The following is a 22,998-nucleotide window of genomic DNA, read 5'->3' on the forward strand; positions in this document are numbered from 1 at the left end:
AAGCTCCGGGCTTTCTGCAATAAGTCGCTGTTTAACCATCACTGAATGTATGCAGATACAGCGCTTCCACTTTATCCCTGGCCCACTGCGTTTTGCGTAAAAACTTTAGCGACGATTTAATCGACGGATCGTTATTAAAACAATTGACTCTGACTTGCTGATACAGGCCTTCCCAACCGTAATGTTGCTGCAAGCGAGTAAGAATCTTTTCCAGCGTCAGGCCGTGTAACGGATTATTGGGTTGTTGGTTCAAAGTGGATGCCCTGTAAGGATAATCTTATGACTATTATCGCGTTTACATGATGGTCTGGAAAGCCCTGATGAGAGTTTGTTAGCAGGTTTATTTCGCGGCTAGCGGCAACAGCCTGTTCAGTTCACACTTAAATGATTTACCCACTTTGAGTCGCATTTGATTATCCAGCATCACAGAATCGCTGTCTTTACCGATAACCGAGGCATTACGGACCACAAAAGATTTGTGGATCTGGGTAAAGGCCTGCTCGGGCAGTTCTGCCAGCAGCTTCTTTAAGGTGCTGTTGGCCAGTAGCATGGCATCGCCCTGCCACACTTTTACGTAGTTGCCATAGGCTTCCAGATAGGTGATATCACTTAGTGTTATGCGGCGTAGCTCGCGGTCTACTTTTATTACGATTTCCTGGGGGGACGTTGAAGGTTGTACCAAAGCGCTACGTTGGCGCACTTTAGCCAGTGCCGCGGTGAGGCGTTCTGCACTGACCGGTTTTAATAAGTAATCGGTGACATCCAGTTCAAAGCCCTGCAGGGCAAATTCTTCATAGGCGCTCACAATAATTACCTGGGGACGGTTGGCCATTACGGTCAGCATGTCCATGCCGTTTAGCTGGGGCATATTGATGTCGAGAAACAGCAGATCTGCGTTGTTGGAAGCTAACCAGGCCAGCGCTTCGGTGGCGCTATAGCATTGCTTGACCACCTGCATATCCGGGTGAATGGCGAGGTGATGCAAAATCACTTTATGCGCCAGAGGCTCATCATCCACAATCAACGCTGTTAGCATGGTGCCAGCTCCATTTGCAGGCGGGTGTACCAGGTAGCGCCGCGCTGTTCGCTGATTAACTCGTGACGGTTGGCAAACTGCAGGCTTAGCCGACGCTGTAGGTTTTCAAGACCGAGCCCGCTGTTGCCTTTGTCGGGCTGAATATGTCCATCTTGCACTACCGGATTTTCACATTCAAATATCAGAAGGTTGTTGTTGAGAGTGAGTGTTAACTTAAGTTCGCAGGGTTTGGCGGCTTTTTCGATACCGTGTTTAAATGCATTTTCCAGCAAAATAATTAGCAACAGCGGTGGCAGTTGCCAGCGCTCGGGGTGCTCAGGCCACGCACAGTGAAACTGGCAGTCACCGGTAAAGCGCAGGGATTGCAGGGCCAGATAGTCTTGCAAATAGTGAATGTCGTCGGCCAGGGATACCTGCTCTTTCTGCCCCTGATAAACGGAGTAGCGCAGCAGTCCGGCCAGCTTTTCCACCATGTCCGGTGCCTGTGGCGAGCGTTCCAGGCATAGCGCGTACAAATTATTCAGCGTATTGAACAGGAAGTGGGGGTTCACCTGTTGCTGTAGCAGTTGTAATTCGGTACGGGTTTGTCGGCGGGCAATATCCGCTAGTCGGGCATCTTGTGATTTGCGCTCAAAGGCCAGGATAATAGGCGTGCTGAACACCAGCAACCAAAAGGTAAACTGATAGTTAAAGGGGTCAAAAGGGTTGTGGTTTTCCGATGCAATTAAGGTGAATTCCACTATGTTGTTGAGCGGCATAAGCAGTAGCAGAGCGCTGACAGGCGCACTAAAGAGAAGTATAAACACCAATCCACCGGCCAGAAAGGGAAGTAAGCCATGCACTGCCAGTAAATGGCGGATCAGCACATAACGGTTAAACCCATATACCCCAAACAACACCAGTGCCATCAGGCTGAACTGCCAGAAATAATGCATAAAAAGCGGCAACTCACTTGCTACCTGGCCTAAGTCGATGATCATCTGCAGTGGCTGATTGACCATGGGATCTTTGGTATAAAGAAACACGCCAGCCATGGTAAACGACCAGATAAACAAGCATAACGCCACCATGGTATCCAGCGATAGCAGGTGAGAAAGCCAGCGCCGGGGCCCTTGTTTAACCCGTCCATAAAAGTGGTGTATAAACCACAATACACTGGCGCCAATACCCAGCAATACGCCCTGTATTTCCAGCAACTGCCACTGGCCATAGGCACTGTTGGTATGCGCCAGAATATTGGATAACAGCGGATAACCGATAAAGCCGGCAGTCCAGACCAACAGCGCTTGTTTGCCAGTGAGTTTCCACGCCAGATAATGACCGACAAAAAACGGTAGCATCTCCAGCAGCAGTTGCGCGTGGATTGCCAGGTAAACACCGGCTTGTGGTTGTTGGTATGAAACAAAACGAATGGACGCTTCCAGTAACAGAGCGGCAAAAATAGGTAGCAGTGCCAAACTGTTATTGCGCAAGTTAACCACCATGTTACTGAGCCCTTGTGTAAGTAATGCGAGTAAAGCCTGCCTGAAAGAGGCGGTTCACACACGCTGCGAATGATGAACCTACGCAATTTAATGATGAAAGTAAAACCTTGTGCAGTAATGCCTTTTGTCACGGCAATGGCGTGCTTTGTCATTGCTCGCTGTTGCGCTTTGAAACGCCGCGTTAGGGTGTGGTCAGTCTCGAATCACAGGATAATGACCACATGCTCACCATGAACCAGGTGTCTAAAACCTACTCTGACGGCACCAAAGCCCTGGATAATATTTCACTCACCCTGCCATCGGGGATGGTCGGTCTGCTCGGCCCCAACGGCGCGGGTAAATCAAGTTTAATGCGCACAGTGGCCTGCTTACAGGCCCCGGACAGTGGCCAGATAACGTTTAACAACACGGATGTTCAGCAATCACCACAACGATTGCGAGAACAGCTTGGTTATTTGCCACAGTCGTTCGGCGTATACCCGCACATGAGTTGCCTGGCATTACTTCACCATATTGCTGCACTCAAGCATATCCCCCGCGTGCAGGCAGCACAGCAAATTGAAGAATTACTCACGTTGACCAATCTCACGGAGTTTGCCAAAAAGCGCGTGAGTACATTTTCCGGCGGCATGCGCCAGCGATTTGGTATTGCCCAGGCATTACTGGGCGACCCAAAGTTATTAATTATGGATGAGCCCACGGCAGGGCTCGACCCTCAGGAACGTCAGCGTTTGCATAGTGTGCTGATCCGGTTGAGTCAGCATAAATTAGTGTTGCTCTCTACACATATTGTGGAAGACATCGAGCACCTTTGCCCCCATGCGGCCATTATGATGCAGGGCGCTATCGTCGACAGTGGCGCCATGCCGGCACTTATTGCACCGATGCTGAATAACGTGTGGGAAACCCCGGCAAAGCCCTCAACTGGTGTGCTGTTGGGAGAGCGTTATCATTTCGGTCAGTCGGTATGGCGGGTTTACCATCATAAAAAACCCGCCGATGATGCACGTGCCTGTCAGGCAACCTTACAAGACCGCTACTTTCTCGAACTCGCCAATCGGGAGACCAACTGATGCTTGTCAGTAACGAATGGCGTTTGTATGTGCGTCAGCCTCTGGTGTGGCTATGTGCGCTGGGCTTGCCCGGTTTGTCTGCGTTGTTGGTTCAGGGGCTCACCGTAGCCGATTTGCATCTGGCTAAACGGCTGACGATGCTGAACATTACGGTGGTCATGCTGGCTTTGCCTGTCGTCGTGGCGGCACTGACACCGCCCTTGCTGCAACGAGACAGGCTCTACAATATGCAGGAGTTAATTGGAGCGGCCAGAGCGAGTCAGTTTGCCCTGCGGCTTAACCGATTTGTGGCCTTTCTGAGTCTGGTGGCGGTGATTAGTTTATGCGGCTCAGTGTTGCAGCTGCTGATGTTAAGTCAGCATCCGTTGTTTGATGCCGGGATAATCCACACGGCACTTAAAAACGGGCTGTTTATTGTGGCGCCGGCATGCTTTCTGTATTGCGCTGCCGCGTTACTCATTGCTCAGCGGATCAATACTGCGCTGCCGGTTTATGCTTTTTCCGCGCTGGTGTGGATAGGTTATGTCATGCTGGCCTCCGTTACGGGGTCGCCGGTTCTGGCCGGCAGTAGCATCATCCATCCGGCTGTATATGATGCCATGTTGGTCATGGACCCGCTGGGTTTTACAGCGGTTTTCGAGCAATTTTCCAGCGGCCAGACACACTGGTTTGTGGATGTGACCATAGTGTTCAATCGCCTGGCCTGGCTGGGAATGAGCCTGGTGTTGGTGTGGCTCGCACTGAATACTCGCCGCGCAGTTAATTCACTGGCAAAGCAAATAAAGTGGCCATTTATTAAGAGGCGGGCTACCCGTCCTCACTTCTCCCCCAACGCGGCTATCTTATACCACCCTTTGTACACACTGGTTATGGCCGCAACCAAAACACTACTGTTAAACCGCGTAATGTTACTGGTTCTCAGTCTCTACGGCGGTGCGATTTTTTCAGAGGTTCTCGCCGCCATCGATTATGCTGAGCCACATGCGGTGCTCACCCCACTAAGCATTGATGCACTGAATCGGGTGGTGTGGGATATGTTGCCCTTTGCTGGCTGTGTGCTCATGGCGTTATGGAGTTGGCAACTGGGCTGGCAAAATCAGCGCACCGGTGCTGCAGAGTTGATTGCTGCGACCCCGGCAACCAGCTGTCAACTGGTGGCCGCTCAGTGTTTAGCGCTGTGCATCGCCTGGGCCACCCTACTGAGTGTAACGGCTATTGCTGTGATGGTGGCACAGATACTGGCCGGTAGTCTCCCTGATGCAGTGGCTTATTTGCGTTTGCTGGCTATGACCGGCATGCCTGTTTTGCTGTTCGGCTGGCTGTGCCTGGCTATTCATCACGTGTGTCGCAGTGCTTTAGGCGCGGGGGGCATTTGTTTGTTATTGCTGGTCGTTAAATTTACGCCGTTACTCACTCTGGCTGGCATTTCACACCCTTTGCTGGATATTGCCGGCACGCCGTTACAGCCCGCCGACTATTTAATCGGGTTTGCGCGCAGCGAGCATACCTTTTGGCGCTACCTGTTAATGTGGCTGACCGTTGCTGTTTGCGGAGTGTGCCTGGCGATCACTAAAACGCATCGGGGGACGGGTTTTGTGTTGCGGCCCTGGCGCACGCTGCCATGTTACGGCTGGGTAGCTATGGGCGTGGCAGGCATAATGTTGTTGGGCTTTCACCTGTTGCTACAGCAGGAGCGCCCCCACATGACCCCGGATGACAGGTATGCCTTACGTGCTGAGTATGAAAAGCAGTTCGGGCATTGGTCGCAGCGCGCTCAGCCAGTTGTTCGGCACATTGATGCCCAGGTGGATTTTTTTCCTGAGCAACGCCAGGCGACGGTTAAACTGACCATGCAACTGGTAAACCTGACTGATGAGGCCATTAACGAAGTGTTAGTAGGCAGCTATCCGGGATTTAAAGCCAATAAATTGGTGCTCAGCCCGGGGCAGTTGAAGACTCAGGACACTCGCTTACAGCAGTCTGTATTTACACTGGCATCGCCCTTGTTGCCGGGGCAAACACTGAGTTTACAGGCTGACATTGTGGTCAACGGGGCGCGTATGTGGTTGCCTGTCGGACATCAAATTCTGTTGCCGGAATACAGTTACCTGCGTGGTATTCCTTTATTACCTAACATTGGGTTTAATCGTCAGTACACGTTGCGGGATGACGTACTCAGAGCCGAGTTTGGTTTGCCGACACTGCAGATGCCCCTCCCCAGTACTTTTGTTGATGCCGCCCCGCCAACTATAATCCAGTCGCACCCGGTGACGATTCGCAGTATTGTCTCATCGCCGGTTTCGCACACCGTGCATGCGCAGGGAGAGCGGGTTAAACAGTGGCTGGACTCAGCGCGCCGCTATGTTGAATTTATTGCCGCCACGCCTGTTCGCAACATTCCGATTTGGCTGGCCACCAGGCAAACGAGTACGGCCCATAAAGTTGAGGCGGGTGGTCAGCAAGTGGATATCCACCTTACAGGCCTGACCGATAACCAGCAGAGCAGTCAACCAGCTGCCTCGCAGGTGGTCCATTTGCAGGCAGTCACCGATACTCTGGATTGGTTTTCTGCTCACCTTACGCCCTATCCTTACAAGCAGTTATCCTTGCTGTTTACGCCAGAATTCGGCCTCAGTGGTTATGCACTGCCGCAGGTTATTTTAATGTCTCATCGGCTTGCCGTGCGCGCCCGCCCTGCAGACACTGCGGGTTTTGATCAACGTTATCGGCGTACCGCGCATGAAGTGGCCCATCAGTGGTTTGGCCATCAGATTGGCTATGGCGTGGAGGCTGATGGTTCTTTTTTAATAGAATCGCTGGCGAAATACGCCGAGCTGGTGCTGATTGAGCGGCGCTTCGGTAAAGAGGCCATGCAATCGCTGGTGGACTATGAGCGGCAGCGCTATAAGCACGCTTTGCGGGGACGGTTAACAGCCACCAGAGCCATTATTGATGCCACCAGTTCGCCGGATGTGTATGCCAGAGCCACCCTGGTATTTGCCCGGCTGCGGGAATTGGTCGGCGATGAGCCTATGGTCAATGTCTTGAAACAGTTACTGGAGCAGAACGCTCCGGGCCGAAAAAGTGTTACCTCGATGGATTTTGTTACGCGGTTGCTGGCTTCAACTGATGCTCAATATCACGAGGAGGTAAAGCAACTACTGCTGGAGAAGGACGTAAAGGGTTTGTTGAAACAAAAAAGGAGCAGATGACTGCTCCTTTTTTATGGGATTAAGCCCAAGGCTTATTCCATTTCAAAGGTCACAGAAAAGGTGACTGGTGACGTTTGAGTAATGCTCTTTAAGCCTGCAATGTTTTGCAGCATATCCAGCCCGGCCGTTAAACCAAAGGTTTCTGCGCCAATCAGGGTGGGCGATACCGTGCTTACTACCAGCGTATCGGCAGACAACTTGCTAACGCTTACATTAAAGCTGACCGGCGCTTCCACACCATGGAGTGATAGCGTGCCGTTAACCTTTGCAGTAGTACTGCTGCCCGCCTTGAGTTTGATTAACTCAGATGGCACGTCGGCAGTAAAAGTGGCTGCCGGGAACTTCGCTACATTAAACAGCTTTTCCTGCATCCGTGTATTACGAATAGGAATGTTGGTGTTGACTGAACTAAGTGGCACCTCAATCATCAGCTTACCGTTGTCTGACACTGAGCCGGAGAGCTCCTCGAAGGCATGCACCTCGGTTACCTGGGCATTTTTGGTCGACATAAAGTGCAGGCTGGATTGCTCTGGTGCAACTGTCCAGGCGGCAAAGGCCGGTGCTACCAGTAAACTGCTGAGAAGAACTAATGATTGCTTTAGCATAAAAACACTTACTCCCTAATATTGAATAATGTCCCGCCACGGCACATTTTGATCGCCCAGTACTATAAAGTCCGGGTTCTCAAGAGTATTACGCTGATTGTAGCTAAGTGGCTCAAAATCAGCAGCATAGATGGCACCACCTGCTTCCGCGACGATGCACTGCGATGCGCCGGTGTCCCATTCTCCGGTAACGCCTAAACGCATAAACACGTCGGCTTTGCCCTCTGCAATAAAGCAGGACTTCAGCGAACAACTGCCTAACGGCAGCGTTTGGTACACCCGTTTGGCGCAGAGTTTAGAAATGACTCGTTCCCGAGGCTGGCGACGACTGATAGCCAGAACCACCACACTGTTGTTCGGGTCATCCAGTTTGCGTACGCTAATCCGGCCATTGGCTTCAGGCGAATCTTTATAAGCACCATGCCCTGTTAAAGCATAGTAGAGGCTTTGTCCGGGCGGCCAGAAGATCACCCCTATCTTAGGCTTGTTGTCTTCAATCAGCGCGATATTCACGGCAAAATCGCCGCTGCGTGCGATAAATTCCTGTGTCCCGTCAATCGGATCGATTAACCAGTAACGCTTCCAGGTTTTGCGTTCTTCCAGACTGGCATGCTTGGTTTCTTCTGACAGGATAGGAATATCTGGTGCCAACCGGGTTAAATGCTCAGTGATAATTTCATTGGCTTTATAATCGGCGCTGGTAACCGGTGATTCGTCGGCTTTCTGAAAGCTTTCGAAGTCGCCCACATCATACAACCGCATGATCGCTTCGCCAGCCGCCAGGGCCGCGTCTTTGGCTATCTGTAGTAAATCATGATCAGAATTATCAGGCATAGTCTGGATGCTCCTTTAACCACTTTTGAGCAAGAAACAGCGCGGCAATACATCGCGCTTCAATAAAGTCTTCGCGAGCCAGCAGCTCTTCCGCCCGGGCTATTGGCCAGCGTACCAGTTCGAGTGGTTCCGGCTCGTCGCCAGGCAGGCTTTCGGGGTATAAATCATGGGCGATAACAATGTTCATTTGAGCATTAAAAAACGTCGGCGCCATATTCACTTTGTGGATGGCTTCGAGTTGTTTCGCACCGAAACCGGCTTCTTCTTTCAGCTCTCGGTTTGCTGCCTCTAAAACGCTTTCACCCTGGTCGATAAGGCCCTTGGGGAAACCCAGTTCGTAAGTATGGGTACCCGCCGCATATTCTCTAACTAATAAGAAGTCGCCATCCTGAACAGCAACAATCATTACTGCACCGCGGCTATAACCTGCCATACGCTCAAACTGACGGGTTGCGCCATTGGTAAACTCCAAATCTACACGCTCAACCCTGAAAAAGCGGCTTTCAGCCACAATTTCGCGCTGATGGATTTGCGGAAGCGTTTTGTCCTTATCGATATTGCTCATGTTGTTTGGGTCAGTCTTTCGTTATCATATTGTCAAACTTAAGGTTAACGTATTTAGAGGAAAAGCGCTTGCCATTTCTGCCCTGGAAAGAAATCAATACCGTCTTGCTGGATATGGACGGTACCTTACTCGACCTCCACTTTGATAATCAGTTCTGGTTGGAGCACCTGCCTAAAAAGCTGGCCGAGAAAAGTGGCCGCTCTCTGGCTGACTGCCGCAAGGAGATGCATGAGCACTATTCACGAGTGAGTGGGCGTATTGAATGGTATTGTCTGGACTACTGGGCGAAACATCTCGATATGGATATTGTGGCGGCCAAGCGGGAGATTGAGCATCTGATTGCGATGCGTGACGATACCCTACCTTTTCTGGATGCCCTGCATAACAGTGGCCGCGAAGTGGTACTGGTAACCAATGCGCATCCTGGCAGCTTGTCGTTAAAAGTTGAGCATACCAAGCTCGATTCGCACATTGATACGCTTATTTCCACCCACGAATTTGGCGTTACTAAAGAATCTCAGGCGTTATGGCATGCTTTACAGGCGCGGCTGGGTTTCGATCCGGCCACCACACTCTTTGTCGATGACAGTCTTAATATTCTGGAAGCGGCTAAAACCTTCGGCGTTGGGCATGTACTGGCGGTGAAAAATCCCGACAGTAAGCAACCCGTTCGGGAGGTTGAAGGCTATCCGGCCATCAGCGATTACCGCACCATAATCGATGATATTACTAATAACCCTTTTGAAAACGCATAAACGGAAACGGTGGAATGAAAATAGTTGTTGGCTCCAGAAACCCGGTCAAGGTAAATGCCAGTCGTGTCGCCCTGCAACAAGTCCTGGGCGCTGAACAGGAATTGGTCGTCATTGGTGTGGATGCGCCCAGTCTGGTGGCTGATCAACCTATGACTGAAGCCGAGACCCGTTTGGGGGCGGTAAACCGTGTAAAAGCCTGTCTTGCTGCCCATCAGGCAGACTGGTATGTGGCCATAGAAGGCGGCGTTGATAACTTTACTGATGGCCCGGCGACCTTTGCGTATGTGGCTATTTGTAATGGCGAGCAGTGGTCAGTTGGACGCAGCGCTAACCTTCCGTTACCCGGTTCGGTTTATGAGTCGCTGGCTGCCGGTGAAGAGTTGGGTAGCGTGATGGATAAGCTGTTTGATACCCAAAACATCAAACAAAAAGGCGGTGCTATTGGCTTGCTTACCCACCATCTGGCCACCCGCCAGAGTGTTTATGAACTGGCCATCATCCTGACCATGGCAAAATTTAATTTTCTGCCGTTGTTTTTGACGTAAACATCTCAGGGTAAAAATGTTTGCCCAAAGGTGCAGCAATGGTGGAGACAGTTTCAATTTCTTTATCGGTCAGACGTTTTTTCCAGGTGTCCAGGCTCGCTTTCGCGTCGCGGGCCTGAAAGCTGGTACCTTTGGCTTCTGAAGGGTTGCCGGAGCTGGTTGTTCCTTCAATGTACGCCTTTGTTGCGGCCGTAAAAGGTAAGTTGAGTGCATCAAACAACTCAGAAAATCCGGAGAGCGGGTCAAGGCTTATTTCTTCGTGATAACAATATTGCCAGTGCGGGTATTCCTGCTGATACTGGCGAATAATTTCGTGTAGAAGTACCCAAAGCCAGGCGGATTTTTCAATAAACGAAAAGCGCTCAGGGTGCTCTGCCAATTCATCTATTGTACTTTGGTAACCTTTATAGCGACTCTCCATTAATGGCTTTTGACGTGCAAAATGACGGAAATCAAATGCCCAGACTGCCGTCTTCAGGCTGGCAGAAAATGCAAACGGGTTGCGGATCATCACCACTACCTCAGCGCCCCATTCCTTATGGAACCAGTCTGAGGATAACAATGCCAGCGGGTCTTTAAACAACATTCTTTGCTTAAACAATCGCATCGAAAAGTATTTAGCAAAGCGACCAGGTGTTTTTATATCCATCCCATTATCAAGGCAAACCTGCAATGCGTAACGCCAGGCTGGCCATTTAATGGTAGTGGACACTGCATTATGGATAGCCGTTTGTTGATGGGAAGAAGCGAAGTGAGCAAACCAGGTTTCTACTTTGAGGTGGGTGCCATCCAACGGGAAGTCCACATTGAACGGCTCATTCACATAATAAATATCACCGGCTTCCGCCAGTGTTCTGCCTACCCATGTTGTTCCTGAACGATGGGATCCTGTAACCAGAATTGGCTTATCGCTGGCCATGTTTTTCCAAACCTTCCATGAAAATTAAAATTGATGAATGTTGTGCCCAAAAAAGACAGCCGCTCAAAGCTCAAACTGAGTGTAACCGTTTGCATCCGGGCGGCCAAAAAACAAGGCTGCCTCATGGACTTCCTGAGGAAGTGACGGGTCGGGTTTGAACTGTCCTTTTACCTTTAACTCTGAAAAATCCTGGCGGGCTGATGCCTGCATACTCAGACCAAAGGCATTGGGCTCTTCTACATTAATCACAATTTGTTCATTCTGGCAAAGGATTTGCGCTGAAAAGGTACCTAACTCGATTGGTCCCTGGGTGCCGGCTACCCGTGCGTTTAACCAGTCGCCATAAGCCATCATTTGGGCGCAGCCCTGAGCAGAATAACTGAGTGTTTCTATATTCACCCGGAAACGGCCTCCGGCGTTCACCGGCAGCGGAAGTTGTACTTCAGAAAGCACACGGTCAACCGGTAAATACAGTAAAAACTCTTCGGCAGAGAGGGCCTGAAAGTCGAAAAGACTCATGCTAAGCGGCCCGTTAAAAGCAATAGATGCGGCATCGCGCATATTACCCGCATCGAGCTCAACAGACAGCTGACCGGTCAACAGCGCCCACGGCGAAACATCCCAGCTCAATTGATTAATCGGAATATTATTGACCACCACCCTGTCGACCTCACCCTGCCATAGGGTACCTTGCACGTTACCCACTTTAATGTTGCCTGGCAGGTCTATCCGGCTGACCACCTGAGAAGCAGGCAGATAAGCAACCAGTAAACACAGATAGAGAAAAATACCGGCTGACAGCCAGCGCCAGTTAATGCCCATCATTTTGTTAGTACCAAACGTCTGACTTTAATAATCCCCGGCGTATTGGCTTCAGCAACGTCGAGCTGTTCAATCACTATTCCCCGGGTTTCTAATTCATTCAACCAGCTAACCAGGTTGTTAAACGGCGCTTCGTCAATCCAAACCTGAATCTCATCGCCCTGCGGCTGCATGCGTGAAATAGACAGTGAGTGGTTACTACTTGTACTGGTTACCAGTTGTGGCAACGACCCTGAAACACGTTTCGGCGCGGATTGGGTGCGACGTAGCTGAGCTGCTTTTTGACTTTGTTCTTCTACCCAGCTAACCAGCTTTTTATTGGTTTCCAGTAACTGGCTCTGCTGACTGATACTTTGATTAAGCGGTGCCCATAAACCCCAGTAAAAAATACCAAGTACAATGACCACGCCGGATAGTACTACCAGGCGCTGCTCTCGTTCTGTCAGAGCGGTAAACTTCTGCTTTAAAGCGTTCATGAGGCTCCCCGGATATTCATGGTGCCAATGACCGTGTCGTCGCGATTATTGATGGCGCCCTGTTCAACAGTGAAGCCTGCGGCCTCTGCGCTGCGTTTAAACGTATCCAATGCATTAAAGTCTTTGCCCTGTGCCTGCATACGGATTTCGGTACGGTTAGCATCAAAGCGGAGTGTTTGTGGCGTGATTTGTGATGTAGCAAAAGCCGTGTTCAGTTGCGATAGCATCACCAGCAGTGAACTGCCGTCGCCGGACTGTTCCAGACGCTGCATTTCCTGTCGCACTTTCAGGCGCACATTGCGGTATGTGCCGATATCCGGAAAGCCTTGCTGTACCAGACTATCAATTTGTGCTGTGAGGTCGGCATTTTGCTGTTGCAGTTGATTGAGTTTTAACGTTTTATCGCCAATGGTCAAAACGATAACCAGAGCCAGCAAAATCATCGGGACACGCCAGACCTGCCATGCCTGACTATGTTGTTTCCTGGGCTTGTATTGCCCTTGCAGCAAGTTAAAAGACGCTTTGCCCACATGTTTGGCCAGAACGCCAATTGCTGGTAGGTCGTCGTTATTGGCGTCCTGATGAATATTCGGTACCGCGTGAAGGTCGATATCGGTCAGTGCGCTCAGGCGAACCGGTTCGGGCTGCGTTTTAGCCTGCAATGCCAGCACACCGGTCAGAAATGCCTGCTCTCCCTGCATGCCTTGCCAGTTTCCCTGGCGAACTAATAATTGCTCTCCCAGAGCCAGTGCTACCCACTGGTTATCTTCGTCATAAGGTAATGCCAGAATATCAGGCAGGATCACATCAGCGGCCAACCCGGCCTGCGCCAGCCAGCCCTGCCATTTCTCCATTTGCCGGTGGCTGACTATCGCTACCGATTGCTCTGAACCCCGTGACGGCCCCATAGCAAAAAATAACTCGCCGATATCTTCGGCCAGCTCGTCTTCCAGCATAAACGGAATGGCATTTTGTAGCTTGCGGTTAACTTTACCCGGCAGAGTAACGTTGCACAGGCGCACATCAGCGCCCGGTACCAGCACGATTGCCCGGCGTAAACTGGTGCGCTCGGTAAGGCTGTCGAGGGCATCGGCACCGGCTAACTCGCCACTGGCTATAACGTCCTGGCTCTGGGCAGACCATACCACCCAGTGCACCGGGTCGTGTAGGTTAGTGCCCAGCCTAACAACTAACTGTTCCATTACTTTATGACTCCAAATTCGCGGCGCAACACCGCTATTTTGCCTGATGAGGCGGCGTTTAACACGGTTGTCATGGCAAACGTTGCTTCATTGTAACGGCTCTTGGTATGTAAAATAAAATACTCTGTGGTTACACTGAACCATTGAGTTTGTTCCGGTTGCAAATTCAATGCTGCAATATCCGGTTCAGCTAAAAATGTATTTACATCATCCCAGCCGTCCAGCGGGCGGGCGGCGATCACCGAGGACGCCTGAGACAGGCTCAGCCCGGTTAAGGCTGCCAACACCGGCGCACGCTCTTCACTCAGGGTGTTTACATTGATCACTAGCTGGTCGTTATCGGGGATCACACAAACCTGAGGCAGCAGATCTTCCAGCCATTCAGCTTCCACCCCATTAACCAGGCGCAACTCTGACTGACTGCTCATCTGACTGTTGGCGGCCAGATAAGGAAAAGCCCGGGACGCGTACTCGCTGTCTTCCGCTCCGTAAGTACGCATACGATCGTCAGTATCAAGCCAGTCTGCCAGTGAGTCCCTAACCGTATCTACGGTAAAGCTGGGGATCTCTTGATTACTCAACTGCAGTAAGCGGCCAAATGCGTTCATGGCTTCTGTGGGTTGCTGGCCGTTGACATTGGTTTGGTTGGCGTTAGGCAGTGCGTTGAGGTTAAAACAGCTTTGCATATCTTCCAGGTTAACGCTGATACCGCCTTCTTCCATAGGGTATTCGAAGGCCTGTGCCCAGGGCTGATTCAGGGTGATTTTATCGCCGGTTTCTTCCATCAGTGTTATCAGTGACATGCGGGCGTACTCTTCAGCGCTTTTGGCGTACCAGTATGCCTGATTACTGCTTTTTATATTGCTGGCACGCTGTACTTGCAGTTGCAGTCTGGCCCCCATCTCTGAAGCGAGGATAGCCACCAGAGCGACTACCATCAGCACAATTAATAGCGCTGCGCCACGTTGCCTGCCCGCCATCATGAGGACTGCTCCGTAAGCGCAAACACCCGCTGGATATCACCCATGTCAGCCAGCGTAATCGTAATTCTGATGCCTTTTGGCAGGGTTTCGCCGAGGTAACTGTCATGCCACGCGGCTTCGCCGGTTTCACTGCCGCCAGTATTAAACTCGACGGTAAAGTTCGTCACGTTGTCGAGGATCTCCCTGACCTTGGGTTCGGTGCCCAGCACACTGTCGACATAAACCGTATTCAGACGCTCTAACTTATTTTCGCGCAGGCGGTAGGCCACGCCCTGTAATGTACTGCGGGGAAGGGCCAGCTTTGGGTTGTGCCAGCCGCCGCGCACAAAGGCCAGGCCTCCGGCGTCGCTGTCGTCGGTTTCTTCTCCGCCTCGCATGACCACACTATTTTGCTGCCCTTCCATGCGCACGGCACGAGGCATTGCTTGCTGGACATCCCGCTCGAGGATCATCATAAAGCGTTGCAGTTGTTGTAACCGCGCAAACTTTTCGCTGGAGAGTTCGTCGCTGTCGATTACGGTGGACAGTAATGCGGTAGATGCCAGCCCTAACATGGCAAAAATCGCCATGGCGATAAGAATTTCAATGAGTGTGAAACCGCGATTGCTCATCAGCTGCTCTCCGCTGGTTTGGCAAAGTAGGTGATCACTGTGGTGATGGTATCGTTGAAATCCTCGTCGAGGCTAACGCTCACTTCTACGGCCTTAAAATCGCTGTCGCCGGTGTCTTTAACAACCTGCTTCCAGTACCAGGTGCGCTCAGCCATCTCGGCCCGCCCCTTGCGGTTATTTTTTAACGGCCAGGGACGCTCCAACTGGAGTGCATTTAACTGATTGTTGGCAACCCAGGTGGCAATGGTAATTTCTTCAATCTGGCCAACGCCGTTAAGATGTTCCGAGGCCGCTTTCATAATGGCGCCACCGGTCATGGCAAAAATAAATAACGCCACCATGACTTCAAGGAGAGTCATGCCTTGTTGCTTGCTGGTTAATCCCATTCTGGTCGCTCCAGTGGGCCGAGTAGCTCGAGCGGCGGCATGTCTTCGCAGTTTAATACATAGTAAGCCGGCAGGTCGTTGGTGAATTCGGGTTCGTAATGAAATACCAGGCTGAAAGGGGTGATCTCCCCGCTCGACATAATCAGGATTTGCGGCGGTGGTGGCGGCGCCTCTTCCTCACCAATTTCAATATCTTTGTCGTTTACGCTCAGTGAACTGTCGAACATCTCCCGATCAAACAACCGGTCTTCGGTTTGCCAGGGTAAGTCATCGAGGTTAAGGGTAAAAAAGAAAGGATCACTCAGGGTTACCGGCTCATACAGGGCATTGCCTTCAATGAATTGCCATTCATCCTCTTCGTTGAGTTGCATAAAACTATATGTGCGGTTTTCCTGGTCAACAAAGATGCCCAGTTGCTGCTGGTTGAGTACCGCATAGTCACTGGCCATATCAATGACTACCTGCAGCCGCCGGGCTTCACGCTCAAGTTGTTCTGACGGATCGGTGGAGAACGCATTAAAGATAACATAGCCAGCTGCCAGGCCCATTAACAGTAACACCAGCATAACTTCAAGCAGCGTAAAGCCACGCTGGCGACTGGCCGCCAACGATGCCAAAGCGAAGCTATGCCGGTGACGGCCTGGTGCACGCATAAAAAGCGCTATACCCTAGTTCAGATAATCATTGATGTTCCAGTTACCAATATCATCGTCGGTGCCGGGTTCACCATCCGGTCCATTCGAGAAGATATCGATGGTGCCCATTTCTCCCGGGCTGATCAGCACATAAGGATTACCCCATGGATCATCAGGCAGACGCTTGATGTAACCATCTGCCGGATAATTACGCGGAATAGGATCCAGGGTCGGCGCACTGACCAGGGCATCAAGGCCTTGTTCAGTGGTAGGGAAACGGTTGCTTTTCAGCTTGTACATTTCCAGTGCACTTTCCAGTTGCTGAATATCCACCGCCGCTTTCTTAAGCTGAGCTTCCTCCTGATTACCGAGGATTTGCGGTGCAACCATTGAGGCGAGAATACCAATGATTAACAGCACCACCATAATTTCGATTAAGCTGAATCCCGACTGTCGTTTAAGCATTTTCATTACACATTCACCATATTATTTAATGCCAGAATTGGTTGGATGATGGCCATGACGATAAATAACACCACGCCCGCCATGGTTACAATAAGCAAAGGTTCAAACACCTTTAGTGAGACACTGATAAGCGACTCAAATTCCCTGTCCTGATTATCGGCAGCCCTGCCAAGCATCTGTTGTAACTCTCCTGAGCGTTCGCCCGAAGCAATCATATGCATCATCATCGGCGGAAAAATCCGGGTATTGTCCAGTGCGGCCCGTAAACTGGACCCTTCTTTTACATGCACTGCGGCTTCAGCAATGCGTTCTTTAATATACAGGTTTTGCAGCACGTCTGTTGAGATACGCATTGATTCGAGCAGTGGCACTGCACTGGCGGTAAGAATACTCAGGGTTCGAGCGAAGCGGGCCGTATTGAGCCCCCGACTGACTTTACCAATCATGGGTACTTTGAGCAGTGCACGATGATAACGCAGACGAATAGCGGGCTGCTGAATAAGACGCTGGAACACAACAATAAGCAGCAATATGGCAATGAATAAATACAGCCCGTAATTTTGCATCCATTCACTAATGGTGATCAGCACTGTGGTGATAGTTGGCAGGTCCTGACCCATATGATCAAACTGACCAACAATTTTAGGTACTACCACGGTTAGCAATACCACTACGATCATCATGGCAAAAAACATCATGATAGCGGGGTAAATCAATGCCTGAATAACCTGACTGCGGGTTTGCTGACGCCGCTCGGTATAATCGGCAAGCCGGTTTAATACCGTATCCAAATGACCTGACTTCTCGCCGGCGGCCACCATGGCGCGGTACAAATCGTCAAACACACTGGGAAATTCGCTGAGTGCGTCGGCCAGGGTGTAGCCTTCCACCACGCGACTGCGGACCGCCATCATCATATTTTTATGACGGGGTTTTTCACTTTGTTCAGCGACGGCCAGCAAAGCTTCTTCAATGGGCAGGGCGGATTCAACCAGGGTTGCCAGCTGGCGGGTAAGCAGCGACAAATCGCTGGCTGAAATTCGCGGGCGAAATAACTGGAATCCGGATGACGATTGTTTCGCGCTTTTTTCGGCAACCTGTTCCACTTCCAAAGGCACGAGGCCTTTTTCCCGCAATTGCTGGCGGATTTGCCGGGCGTTATCGCCCTCCAGAACGCCACTTTTATTGCGCCCGTTGGCGGCAATGGCTTTGTATGCAAAAGCGGCCATTAATCCTCCCGGGTAACCCGCAGTACTTCTTCCAGAGACGTTTGTCCGCTGAGTACTTTATGACAACCGTCTTCACGAATACTCGGGGTGGTCTGGCGAATATATTTCTCGATTGCCTGTTCGCCCTTGCCTTCATGCATCATGGTACGCACAGCTTCGTCAACAATAAGTAGCTCATGGATGCCGGTTCGGCCGCGGTAGCCGGTTTGGTTACAGGCTGCGCAACCCTTCGGCGAATAAATCACTACGCTGGTATTGTCATTGAGACCGAGTATTTGCGCTTCCTGCTCGCCCGGTGTGTGAGGTGTTTTGCATTCCGGGCATAACGTGCGCACCAGGCGCTGGGAAAGCACCGCCAGCAAGCTTGATGACAACAGAAAGGGTTCGATCCCCATATCTTCAAGCCGGGTTATGGCACCTGCCGCTGTATTGGTGTGCAGGGTCGATAATACCAGGTGGCCGGTTAAACTGGCCTGCACGGCAATCTGGCCGGTTTCGATATCGCGGATTTCACCCACCATTACCACATCTGGATCCTGGCGGAGTATGGCACGCAGGCCGCGGGCAAAAGTCATTTCGACCCGAGGGTTAACCTGTGTCTGACCAATCCCCTGTAAATCAAATTCGATGGGATCTTCCACCGTCATGATGTTGCGATCTTTGGAGTTAATCTGGGTCAGGCCGGCATAGAGCGTGGTACTTTTACCTGAGCCAGTTGGTCCGGTGACCAGAATAATACCGTGCGGCTTACGAATTAAGGTGGAGAAATGGTCGCGATTAACCTGGGTCATTCCCAAATCAGCTAAATTCAGTCGTGCATTATTTTTGTCGAGTAAACGCAGCACTACCCGCTCGCCGTGACTGGAAGGTAAGGTGGATACCCGCACATCAACGGCCCTGCCGGCTATCCGCAGGGTAATACGGCCATCCTGTGGTACCCGTTTTTCAGCGATATCGAGCTTGGCCATTACTTTTATTCGCGACACCAGCATCGAAGACAGCTTGCGGTTTGGCCGCAGTATTTCGCGTAGCACGCCGTCTACCCGAAAACGCACAACCAGTTGGTTCTCAAAGGTTTCAATATGAATATCCGAAGCGCCTTCTTTAATCGCTTCACCGAGCATCGCATTAATCAGTTTAATAATGGGCGCGTCGTCTTCGCTGTCGAGCAGGTCCTCGGTATCGGGAAGCTCCTCTGCCAGCGAGAATAAATCACTCTCATTGCCGAGGTCTTCCATCAACTGCTTGGCCGCCGAGGAGTCCCGCTGATAGGCCTGGGTCAACAAAGGCTCAAACTGATCCTGTGGCAGCTCTTTTAAAATCAGCGCACCGGCATGATAACGGCGAACTTCGCTGAAAATCTCCAGCGGCGTGTCGCTGGTATGGTAGAGCAAAGCCGGATCCTGATTGAGTTCCAGCAACACCTTGTGCCGCTTGGCAAAGCCAAACGGCAGTTGCTGTTCGTCAACGGCTTCTTCCGGTAACAGCTCTTCTGCCGATTCAGCAGCGACACTGGCTACTGATTCGGTAAGTTCGGGCTGCTGCGTTTCGGTGTTCATTCGTTGCCTTCCTGGGCTTGTTTGGCTTTCTGTTGAGCCTCTTCTTCTTCGCGACGCTTGAGATAGTCTTCGTAGGTCGGCGGCAGTGCCAGGCTCTCGTTCCACTCAGGTAGCACTGGCGTTTCGGTGCGCGGCATTAACGCTACACCCCGCGATTGACGATCTAATTGCTCGGCACGAATATAATTGTATTTGCGCTTGCTGATTTCATTCATCGTAACGCCGTCACGAATGATTTTGGGGCGCAGGAATACCATCAGGTTAGTCTTACGCTTACTGCTGCTGGTCGATTTGAACAGGTGGCCAAGAATCGGGATGTCACCCAGTAACGGTACCTTGGACTCACTTTCCTGAATATCTTCGTCAATCAGACCGCCAAGCACAATGGTACCGCCGTCATCCACAATGACCGTGGTTTTGATTTGCCGTTTATTGATGGAAATATCCACTGCTGTGGCGCCGGAAACACTGGAGACTTCCTGCTCGATGGTCAGCTGGATGGCGTTGCCTTCGTTGATTTGCGGGGTAACCTGCAACTTAATACCCACTTCCTGACGGTCGACAGTCTGGAACGGATTGGAGTTATTCGCCCCGGTGGTCTGGCCGGTAATAATAGGCACTTCCTGACCCACAATAAAGAACGCTTCTTCGTTATCCATGGTGGTTAAATGCGGCGTGGCCAGAACATTGGAATTGGTGTCGTTGCTGACCGCCTGAATGACCGCGCCCCAGCCGTTTTCTACGATACCGGCGATTAAGCCATTGGCGCTGCCCAGCAGGCTGGCCAGTGTAGTGAAATCACCCTGAGTAGTATCCTGCGTGGTAACCACTTCACCGTTAGCGGTAACATAAGTTGACTGCGTTGTCTGATCTTCGGCCTGACGCAGGGCTACGCCCAGCGCGCCAACAGGTACCACACCGTTATTAAACTGGGTGCCGCCGCCCGCTTCTGACACAAACTGCATGCCCAGTGAGGTGCCATCGCCTTCGTACATTTCAACAATGATGGCTTCTACCTGTACCTGGGCACGGCGAATATCCAACTGTCGAATAACTTCTTCCAGCGAACGCATCATGTCCGGCTCAGCGGTGATCACCAGTGCATTAGAGTCTTCGTGTGAATCGATGCTGACATTGCGGTTAGACGAAGAACGTCTGGCATTGCCGGCACCGGTGGTTTCTTCCGCCTGAATACTGTCGCTCACGCCCTGCAGCACCTTAACCAGGTCTTCCGCTTTGGCGTAGTTGAGGAAGATTACCCGTGTATTGCCGTTGGTTTCGAGCTCCTGATCCATGCGCTGAACTAGATTAATCAGCCGCTTACGGGCTTTGGAGTCGCCACTTACAATGACGCTGTTAGTGCGGTCATCGGCAACTACGCGCGGCTCGCTTTTACCGCCAGCAGCCTGTTTGCCCTGTGACTTATTGATACTTTCGATAATGCGCACCATTTCTGATGCTGAGGCGTATTGCAGTTTAACAATATCCACTTCTTCGTCGCCGGCCCGGTCAACCCGCTCGATAATTTCTACCAGACGGTTAACCACGGCTGCACGCCCGGTGAGCATCATCACATTTGATGGATCGTGGCTCACTACGTTACCGCCGCCGGCCTGATCGTTTAGCTGGCGTAAAATTGGCGCCAGCTCACGAACCGGTACGTTATACACCGGAATAACCCGGGTGATCATTTCGTCACCATCGAGGTTGGCATTCTCAACCACCGGGATATTGGACGTTTTGGCATCCTTGGAGCGAACGATTTTTAAAATACCATTGGGCATTTCAACCACGGCAAAGTCATACACCTGCAGCACGTTTAAAAAGAACTGGTAATACTGTTCTTCATTCAGCATGTCGTAGCTGATAACGCTGATTTTGCCCCGCACGTTGGGGTCTACAATGATGGTTTTCTGCAGATTCTTACCAACAATCGTAATAAATTCGTTGATATCCGTATCCTGAAATTTGGGCATACGATCGATTGCCGCGGCCTGCATACACACTAATGTGGTGCAGATTGCTACGCTCATTCGGGTCAACCAGGTTCGACCAACTCGCCTCATGTTTAATTCCTGTTTTACTTGCTTAAATTATTGCTCTGGCATATCCAGGTACAGTGTAATGTACTCGCCTTCGCGGGTCACTGTAAGCTCAATAGACTGCGCCGTTCTTAATTCGCCCATGGCTTCTCTGGCCTGAGCCGGATCGGTTAAATCCAATCCGTTGATCTGTATAACAATATCGCCGTTTTGGAGTCCTACCGACTCGAATAAGCTGGGGTTTTTACCCGGCTTCACTTTATAGCCGGCCATTTGGCCCCCTTCGAGTGCCGGGGTGACCGTAATAAAATCAATAAAACTGGATGGGCTTTCCCGCAGCGTCTCGGTGGCGGCAACGGCCTCATCGCTAAGCTCTCTGGCAGGCTGGGGACTGTTATCAATTCTGCCCATGGTGGCACTGTTTTGATTATTCCGTCGGCTCACCGTACCGGTAACCGGTGATTGTTGTGAAGCGCGGCGCTTGGTAAAATCCAGTCCGTCGAGCATAAGTGTTTCGTGACGACCGCCATTTTTAATAATCACGCGATCGGTATGCACCTGTGAAAGCGTGGCGTTGGTGCCGTCAATTTTTTCGCCAATGGCGTAGGTCGCCTGTTTGCCGCGGTTCTCAATGATGGCTGTACCCTGATCTTCGGCGGTCGTTGAGACCACACCGGACAGCACCAGATTCAACTGGGTTTCCGGTGCATCGGTAATGGTTTCCTGCACGGGCGCCGGGGCAGCTTTATTTACCTCGCCAAATAAGTTCAGGCGTTGTATTTGGGAGATATCGACCCCACGTTGGGGATCAGATGATGAACCGCCGGCGCGAGCGCCTGCGGTATTGAGCCCGGTCAGGCTGGCATTGCTGTTTGGCTCGGGAATGAGTTTCCAGGTGATGTCAGCAGCAAAAGCGATGAGATACAGGCACAATAGCACCACTACCACGAGACGAATGCGAGGTTGGTGGGCGCTAAAAACGGCCGGTAAATTTTGTAAGCTGGTTTGATTTAATATCATCTGAAAACAACTAATTGGTGAACAAATAACCGCGAAAAAACGTTTCCATCATAGCCTAGTCTGCGCGGGGGCAACAACATTAATCCGATCAGGTTAAAATTATATTACAGTTTAGTAAGTAAACGCATGAGAAAAACCGATGGCGAATGATGCAACCAACGAACTAAAAGTTCGGTTAGACAAGTGGATCTGGGCGGCGCGGCTAACCAAAACACGTGCACTGGCAAGAGACCTGATCCAGGCCGGAAAAGTTCACTATAACGGGCAAAAAAGCAAACCGGGTAAAATTGTTGAGCCCGGCGCGGCCATTCGGGTGCCTGCCGGCTGGGACGTTAAAGACCTGGTGGTGCTGGCGGTTGCAGAGAAGCGCCTGCCCGCAAAAGATGCTCAGCTATTATATGAAGAGACACCGGAGAGTATCGCGAAGAGGGAACATAATCAGGAAGCCCGAAAAATGCAGAGCTTCCATAATCCGCGACCGGAGAGCCGACCGGATAAAAAACAGCGCCGCGAACTAATTAAATTTAAACATCAGTGATA

General features: G+C 51.1%; 24 protein-coding genes. 5 read left to right on the forward strand and 19 right to left on the reverse strand.

Going from position 1 to position 22,998, the window contains the following annotated elements; translation table 11 throughout:
• Nucleotides 1-31: 31 nt before the first annotated feature.
• The 3 genes from AC27IB_RS02840 to AC27IB_RS02850 form a co-directional block, all read right to left on the reverse strand.
• The gene (locus AC27IB_RS02840) at nt 32-253 is read right to left on the reverse strand and encodes a VF530 family protein (protein WP_487118766.1); all 222 of its coding nucleotides are present in this window, start codon (nt 251-253) and stop codon (nt 32-34) included.
• An 87-nt stretch (nt 254-340) separates the two neighbouring features.
• The gene (locus tag AC27IB_RS02845) at nt 341-1,036 is read right to left on the reverse strand and encodes a LytR/AlgR family response regulator transcription factor (protein ID WP_487118768.1); all 696 of its coding nucleotides are present in this window, start codon (nt 1,034-1,036) and stop codon (nt 341-343) included.
• The gene (locus tag AC27IB_RS02850) at nt 1,030-2,520 is read right to left on the reverse strand and encodes a sensor histidine kinase (protein WP_487118770.1); all 1,491 of its coding nucleotides are present in this window, start codon (nt 2,518-2,520) and stop codon (nt 1,030-1,032) included. Before AC27IB_RS02850 ends, AC27IB_RS02845 begins: the two co-directional genes overlap by 7 nt.
• A 221-nt stretch (nt 2,521-2,741) precedes the next feature.
• On the opposite strand from AC27IB_RS02850, the gene AC27IB_RS02855 reads away from it, so the two are divergent.
• Nucleotides 2,742-3,593, forward strand: coding sequence for an ABC transporter ATP-binding protein (locus AC27IB_RS02855; protein ID WP_487118772.1), 852 nt, complete (start codon nt 2,742-2,744; stop codon nt 3,591-3,593).
• Nucleotides 3,593-6,805, forward strand: a complete 3,213-nt coding sequence (locus AC27IB_RS02860; protein ID WP_487118774.1) for a M1 family aminopeptidase — start codon at nt 3,593-3,595, stop codon at nt 6,803-6,805. Before AC27IB_RS02855 ends, AC27IB_RS02860 begins: the two co-directional genes overlap by 1 nt.
• 32 nt (nt 6,806-6,837) lie before the next feature.
• Here AC27IB_RS02860 and AC27IB_RS02865 read toward each other — a convergent pair whose 3' ends face one another.
• Genes AC27IB_RS02865 through nudE form a run of 3 tightly spaced genes read right to left on the reverse strand, consistent with a single transcriptional unit; the run spans nt 6,838 to nt 8,809 of the window.
• Entirely contained in the window at nt 6,838-7,410 is a 573-nt protein-coding gene (locus AC27IB_RS02865; protein WP_487118776.1) for a YceI family protein, read from the reverse strand.
• A gap of 15 nt (nt 7,411-7,425) precedes the next feature.
• Nucleotides 7,426-8,244: a 3'(2'),5'-bisphosphate nucleotidase CysQ gene (cysQ, locus tag AC27IB_RS02870; RefSeq protein ID WP_487118778.1), complete on the reverse strand. Its 819-nt coding sequence runs from the start codon at nt 8,242-8,244 to the stop codon at nt 7,426-7,428.
• Nucleotides 8,237-8,809, reverse strand: a complete 573-nt coding sequence (nudE, locus tag AC27IB_RS02875; RefSeq protein WP_296052369.1) for an ADP compounds hydrolase NudE — start codon at nt 8,807-8,809, stop codon at nt 8,237-8,239. Before nudE ends, cysQ begins: the two co-directional genes overlap by 8 nt.
• Before the next feature lie 68 nt (nt 8,810-8,877).
• Here nudE and yrfG point away from each other — a divergent pair, with 68 nt between their 5' ends.
• Nucleotides 8,878-9,564 (forward strand): GMP/IMP nucleotidase, encoded by a 687-nt coding sequence (yrfG, locus tag AC27IB_RS02880; protein ID WP_487118780.1) that lies wholly within the window; start codon nt 8,878-8,880, stop codon nt 9,562-9,564.
• Between the two features lie 14 nt (nt 9,565-9,578).
• Nucleotides 9,579-10,109, forward strand: a complete 531-nt coding sequence (gene yjjX / locus AC27IB_RS02885) for an inosine/xanthosine triphosphatase (RefSeq protein ID WP_487118782.1) — start codon at nt 9,579-9,581, stop codon at nt 10,107-10,109.
• On the opposite strand, the gene AC27IB_RS02890 is transcribed toward yjjX, so the two are convergent.
• From AC27IB_RS02890 to gspC, 13 genes are all read right to left on the reverse strand, one after another.
• Entirely contained in the window at nt 10,081-11,028 is a 948-nt protein-coding gene (locus AC27IB_RS02890) for a sulfotransferase (RefSeq protein ID WP_487118784.1), read from the reverse strand. The genes yjjX and AC27IB_RS02890 overlap by 29 nt on opposite strands.
• Before the next feature lie 63 nt (nt 11,029-11,091).
• Nucleotides 11,092-11,853, reverse strand: coding sequence for a type II secretion system protein N (locus AC27IB_RS02895; protein WP_487118786.1), 762 nt, complete (start codon nt 11,851-11,853; stop codon nt 11,092-11,094).
• Nucleotides 11,850-12,326 (reverse strand): type II secretion system protein GspM, encoded by a 477-nt coding sequence (gene gspM, locus AC27IB_RS02900; protein WP_296052379.1) that lies wholly within the window; start codon nt 12,324-12,326, stop codon nt 11,850-11,852. Before gspM ends, AC27IB_RS02895 begins: the two co-directional genes overlap by 4 nt.
• On the reverse strand, nt 12,323-13,528 hold the full coding sequence (gspL, locus tag AC27IB_RS02905; protein WP_487118789.1) for a type II secretion system protein GspL: 1,206 nt from the start codon (nt 13,526-13,528) through the stop codon (nt 12,323-12,325). Before gspL ends, gspM begins: the two co-directional genes overlap by 4 nt.
• Nucleotides 13,528-14,511, reverse strand: a complete 984-nt coding sequence (gene gspK / locus AC27IB_RS02910) for a type II secretion system minor pseudopilin GspK (protein WP_296052385.1) — start codon at nt 14,509-14,511, stop codon at nt 13,528-13,530. The genes gspL and gspK overlap by 1 nt, the downstream gene beginning before the upstream one ends.
• Nucleotides 14,508-15,122 carry a type II secretion system minor pseudopilin GspJ gene (gspJ, locus tag AC27IB_RS02915; protein ID WP_296052387.1) on the reverse strand — a complete coding sequence of 205 codons (615 nt, stop codon included), beginning with the start codon at nt 15,120-15,122 and terminating at the stop codon, nt 14,508-14,510. Before gspJ ends, gspK begins: the two co-directional genes overlap by 4 nt.
• Nucleotides 15,122-15,508 (reverse strand): type II secretion system minor pseudopilin GspI, encoded by a 387-nt coding sequence (gene gspI, locus AC27IB_RS02920; RefSeq protein WP_487118792.1) that lies wholly within the window; start codon nt 15,506-15,508, stop codon nt 15,122-15,124. Before gspI ends, gspJ begins: the two co-directional genes overlap by 1 nt.
• A complete protein-coding gene (gene gspH / locus AC27IB_RS02925) occupies nt 15,499-16,161 on the reverse strand; it encodes a type II secretion system minor pseudopilin GspH (RefSeq protein ID WP_487118794.1) in 663 nt (220 codons plus the stop codon). The genes gspI and gspH overlap by 10 nt, the downstream gene beginning before the upstream one ends.
• Nucleotides 16,162-16,176: 15 nt before the next feature.
• On the reverse strand, nt 16,177-16,614 hold the full coding sequence (gene gspG, locus AC27IB_RS02930) for a type II secretion system major pseudopilin GspG (RefSeq protein WP_105933058.1): 438 nt from the start codon (nt 16,612-16,614) through the stop codon (nt 16,177-16,179).
• Nucleotides 16,614-17,837 (reverse strand): type II secretion system inner membrane protein GspF, encoded by a 1,224-nt coding sequence (gene gspF / locus AC27IB_RS02935; protein WP_487118796.1) that lies wholly within the window; start codon nt 17,835-17,837, stop codon nt 16,614-16,616. Before gspF ends, gspG begins: the two co-directional genes overlap by 1 nt.
• Nucleotides 17,837-19,396 (reverse strand): type II secretion system ATPase GspE, encoded by a 1,560-nt coding sequence (gene gspE / locus AC27IB_RS02940; protein ID WP_296053477.1) that lies wholly within the window; start codon nt 19,394-19,396, stop codon nt 17,837-17,839. Before gspE ends, gspF begins: the two co-directional genes overlap by 1 nt.
• Nucleotides 19,393-21,429 carry a type II secretion system secretin GspD gene (gene gspD, locus AC27IB_RS02945; RefSeq protein WP_487118798.1) on the reverse strand — a complete coding sequence of 679 codons (2,037 nt, stop codon included), beginning with the start codon at nt 21,427-21,429 and terminating at the stop codon, nt 19,393-19,395. Before gspD ends, gspE begins: the two co-directional genes overlap by 4 nt.
• 60 nt (nt 21,430-21,489) lie before the next feature.
• Entirely contained in the window at nt 21,490-22,458 is a 969-nt protein-coding gene (gene gspC, locus AC27IB_RS02950) for a type II secretion system protein GspC (RefSeq protein ID WP_296053480.1), read from the reverse strand.
• 139 nt (nt 22,459-22,597) lie between these two features.
• On the opposite strand from gspC, the gene hslR reads away from it, so the two are divergent.
• On the forward strand, nt 22,598-22,996 hold the full coding sequence (hslR, locus tag AC27IB_RS02955; RefSeq protein WP_296053482.1) for a ribosome-associated heat shock protein Hsp15: 399 nt from the start codon (nt 22,598-22,600) through the stop codon (nt 22,994-22,996).
• Nucleotides 22,997-22,998: the final 2 nt, after the last annotated feature.

Source organism: Alteromonas sp. 4NH20-0104 (assembly GCF_057547795.1).

Excerpts from the sequence above, each read along its gene's own strand:
- AC27IB_RS02845 (WP_487118768.1), bottom strand. The coding sequence starts at position 1,036 with ATGCTAACAGCGTTGATTGTGGATGATGAGCCTCTGGCGCATAAAGTG.
- AC27IB_RS02850 (WP_487118770.1), bottom strand. The coding sequence starts at position 2,520 with ATGGTGGTTAACTTGCGCAATAACAGTTTGGCACTGCTACCTATTTTT.
- AC27IB_RS02855 (WP_487118772.1), top strand. The coding sequence starts at position 2,742 with ATGCTCACCATGAACCAGGTGTCTAAAACCTACTCTGACGGCACCAAA.
- AC27IB_RS02860 (WP_487118774.1), top strand. The coding sequence starts at position 3,593 with ATGCTTGTCAGTAACGAATGGCGTTTGTATGTGCGTCAGCCTCTGGTG.
- AC27IB_RS02865 (WP_487118776.1), bottom strand. The coding sequence starts at position 7,410 with ATGCTAAAGCAATCATTAGTTCTTCTCAGCAGTTTACTGGTAGCACCG.
- cysQ (WP_487118778.1), bottom strand. The coding sequence starts at position 8,244 with ATGCCTGATAATTCTGATCATGATTTACTACAGATAGCCAAAGACGCG.
- nudE (WP_296052369.1), bottom strand. The coding sequence starts at position 8,809 with ATGAGCAATATCGATAAGGACAAAACGCTTCCGCAAATCCATCAGCGC.
- yjjX (WP_487118782.1), top strand. The coding sequence starts at position 9,579 with ATGAAAATAGTTGTTGGCTCCAGAAACCCGGTCAAGGTAAATGCCAGT.
- AC27IB_RS02890 (WP_487118784.1), bottom strand. The coding sequence starts at position 11,028 with ATGGCCAGCGATAAGCCAATTCTGGTTACAGGATCCCATCGTTCAGGA.
- AC27IB_RS02895 (WP_487118786.1), bottom strand. The coding sequence starts at position 11,853 with ATGATGGGCATTAACTGGCGCTGGCTGTCAGCCGGTATTTTTCTCTAT.
- gspM (WP_296052379.1), bottom strand. The coding sequence starts at position 12,326 with ATGAACGCTTTAAAGCAGAAGTTTACCGCTCTGACAGAACGAGAGCAG.
- gspL (WP_487118789.1), bottom strand. The coding sequence starts at position 13,528 with ATGGAACAGTTAGTTGTTAGGCTGGGCACTAACCTACACGACCCGGTG.
- gspK (WP_296052385.1), bottom strand. The coding sequence starts at position 14,511 with ATGATGGCGGGCAGGCAACGTGGCGCAGCGCTATTAATTGTGCTGATG.
- gspJ (WP_296052387.1), bottom strand. The coding sequence starts at position 15,122 with ATGAGCAATCGCGGTTTCACACTCATTGAAATTCTTATCGCCATGGCG.
- gspI (WP_487118792.1), bottom strand. The coding sequence starts at position 15,508 with ATGGGATTAACCAGCAAGCAACAAGGCATGACTCTCCTTGAAGTCATG.
- gspH (WP_487118794.1), bottom strand. The coding sequence starts at position 16,161 with ATGCGTGCACCAGGCCGTCACCGGCATAGCTTCGCTTTGGCATCGTTG.
- gspG (WP_105933058.1), bottom strand. The coding sequence starts at position 16,614 with ATGAAAATGCTTAAACGACAGTCGGGATTCAGCTTAATCGAAATTATG.
- gspF (WP_487118796.1), bottom strand. The coding sequence starts at position 17,837 with ATGGCCGCTTTTGCATACAAAGCCATTGCCGCCAACGGGCGCAATAAA.
- gspE (WP_296053477.1), bottom strand. The coding sequence starts at position 19,396 with ATGAACACCGAAACGCAGCAGCCCGAACTTACCGAATCAGTAGCCAGT.
- gspD (WP_487118798.1), bottom strand. The coding sequence starts at position 21,429 with ATGAGCGTAGCAATCTGCACCACATTAGTGTGTATGCAGGCCGCGGCA.
- gspC (WP_296053480.1), bottom strand. The coding sequence starts at position 22,458 with ATGATATTAAATCAAACCAGCTTACAAAATTTACCGGCCGTTTTTAGC.
- hslR (WP_296053482.1), top strand. The coding sequence starts at position 22,598 with ATGGCGAATGATGCAACCAACGAACTAAAAGTTCGGTTAGACAAGTGG.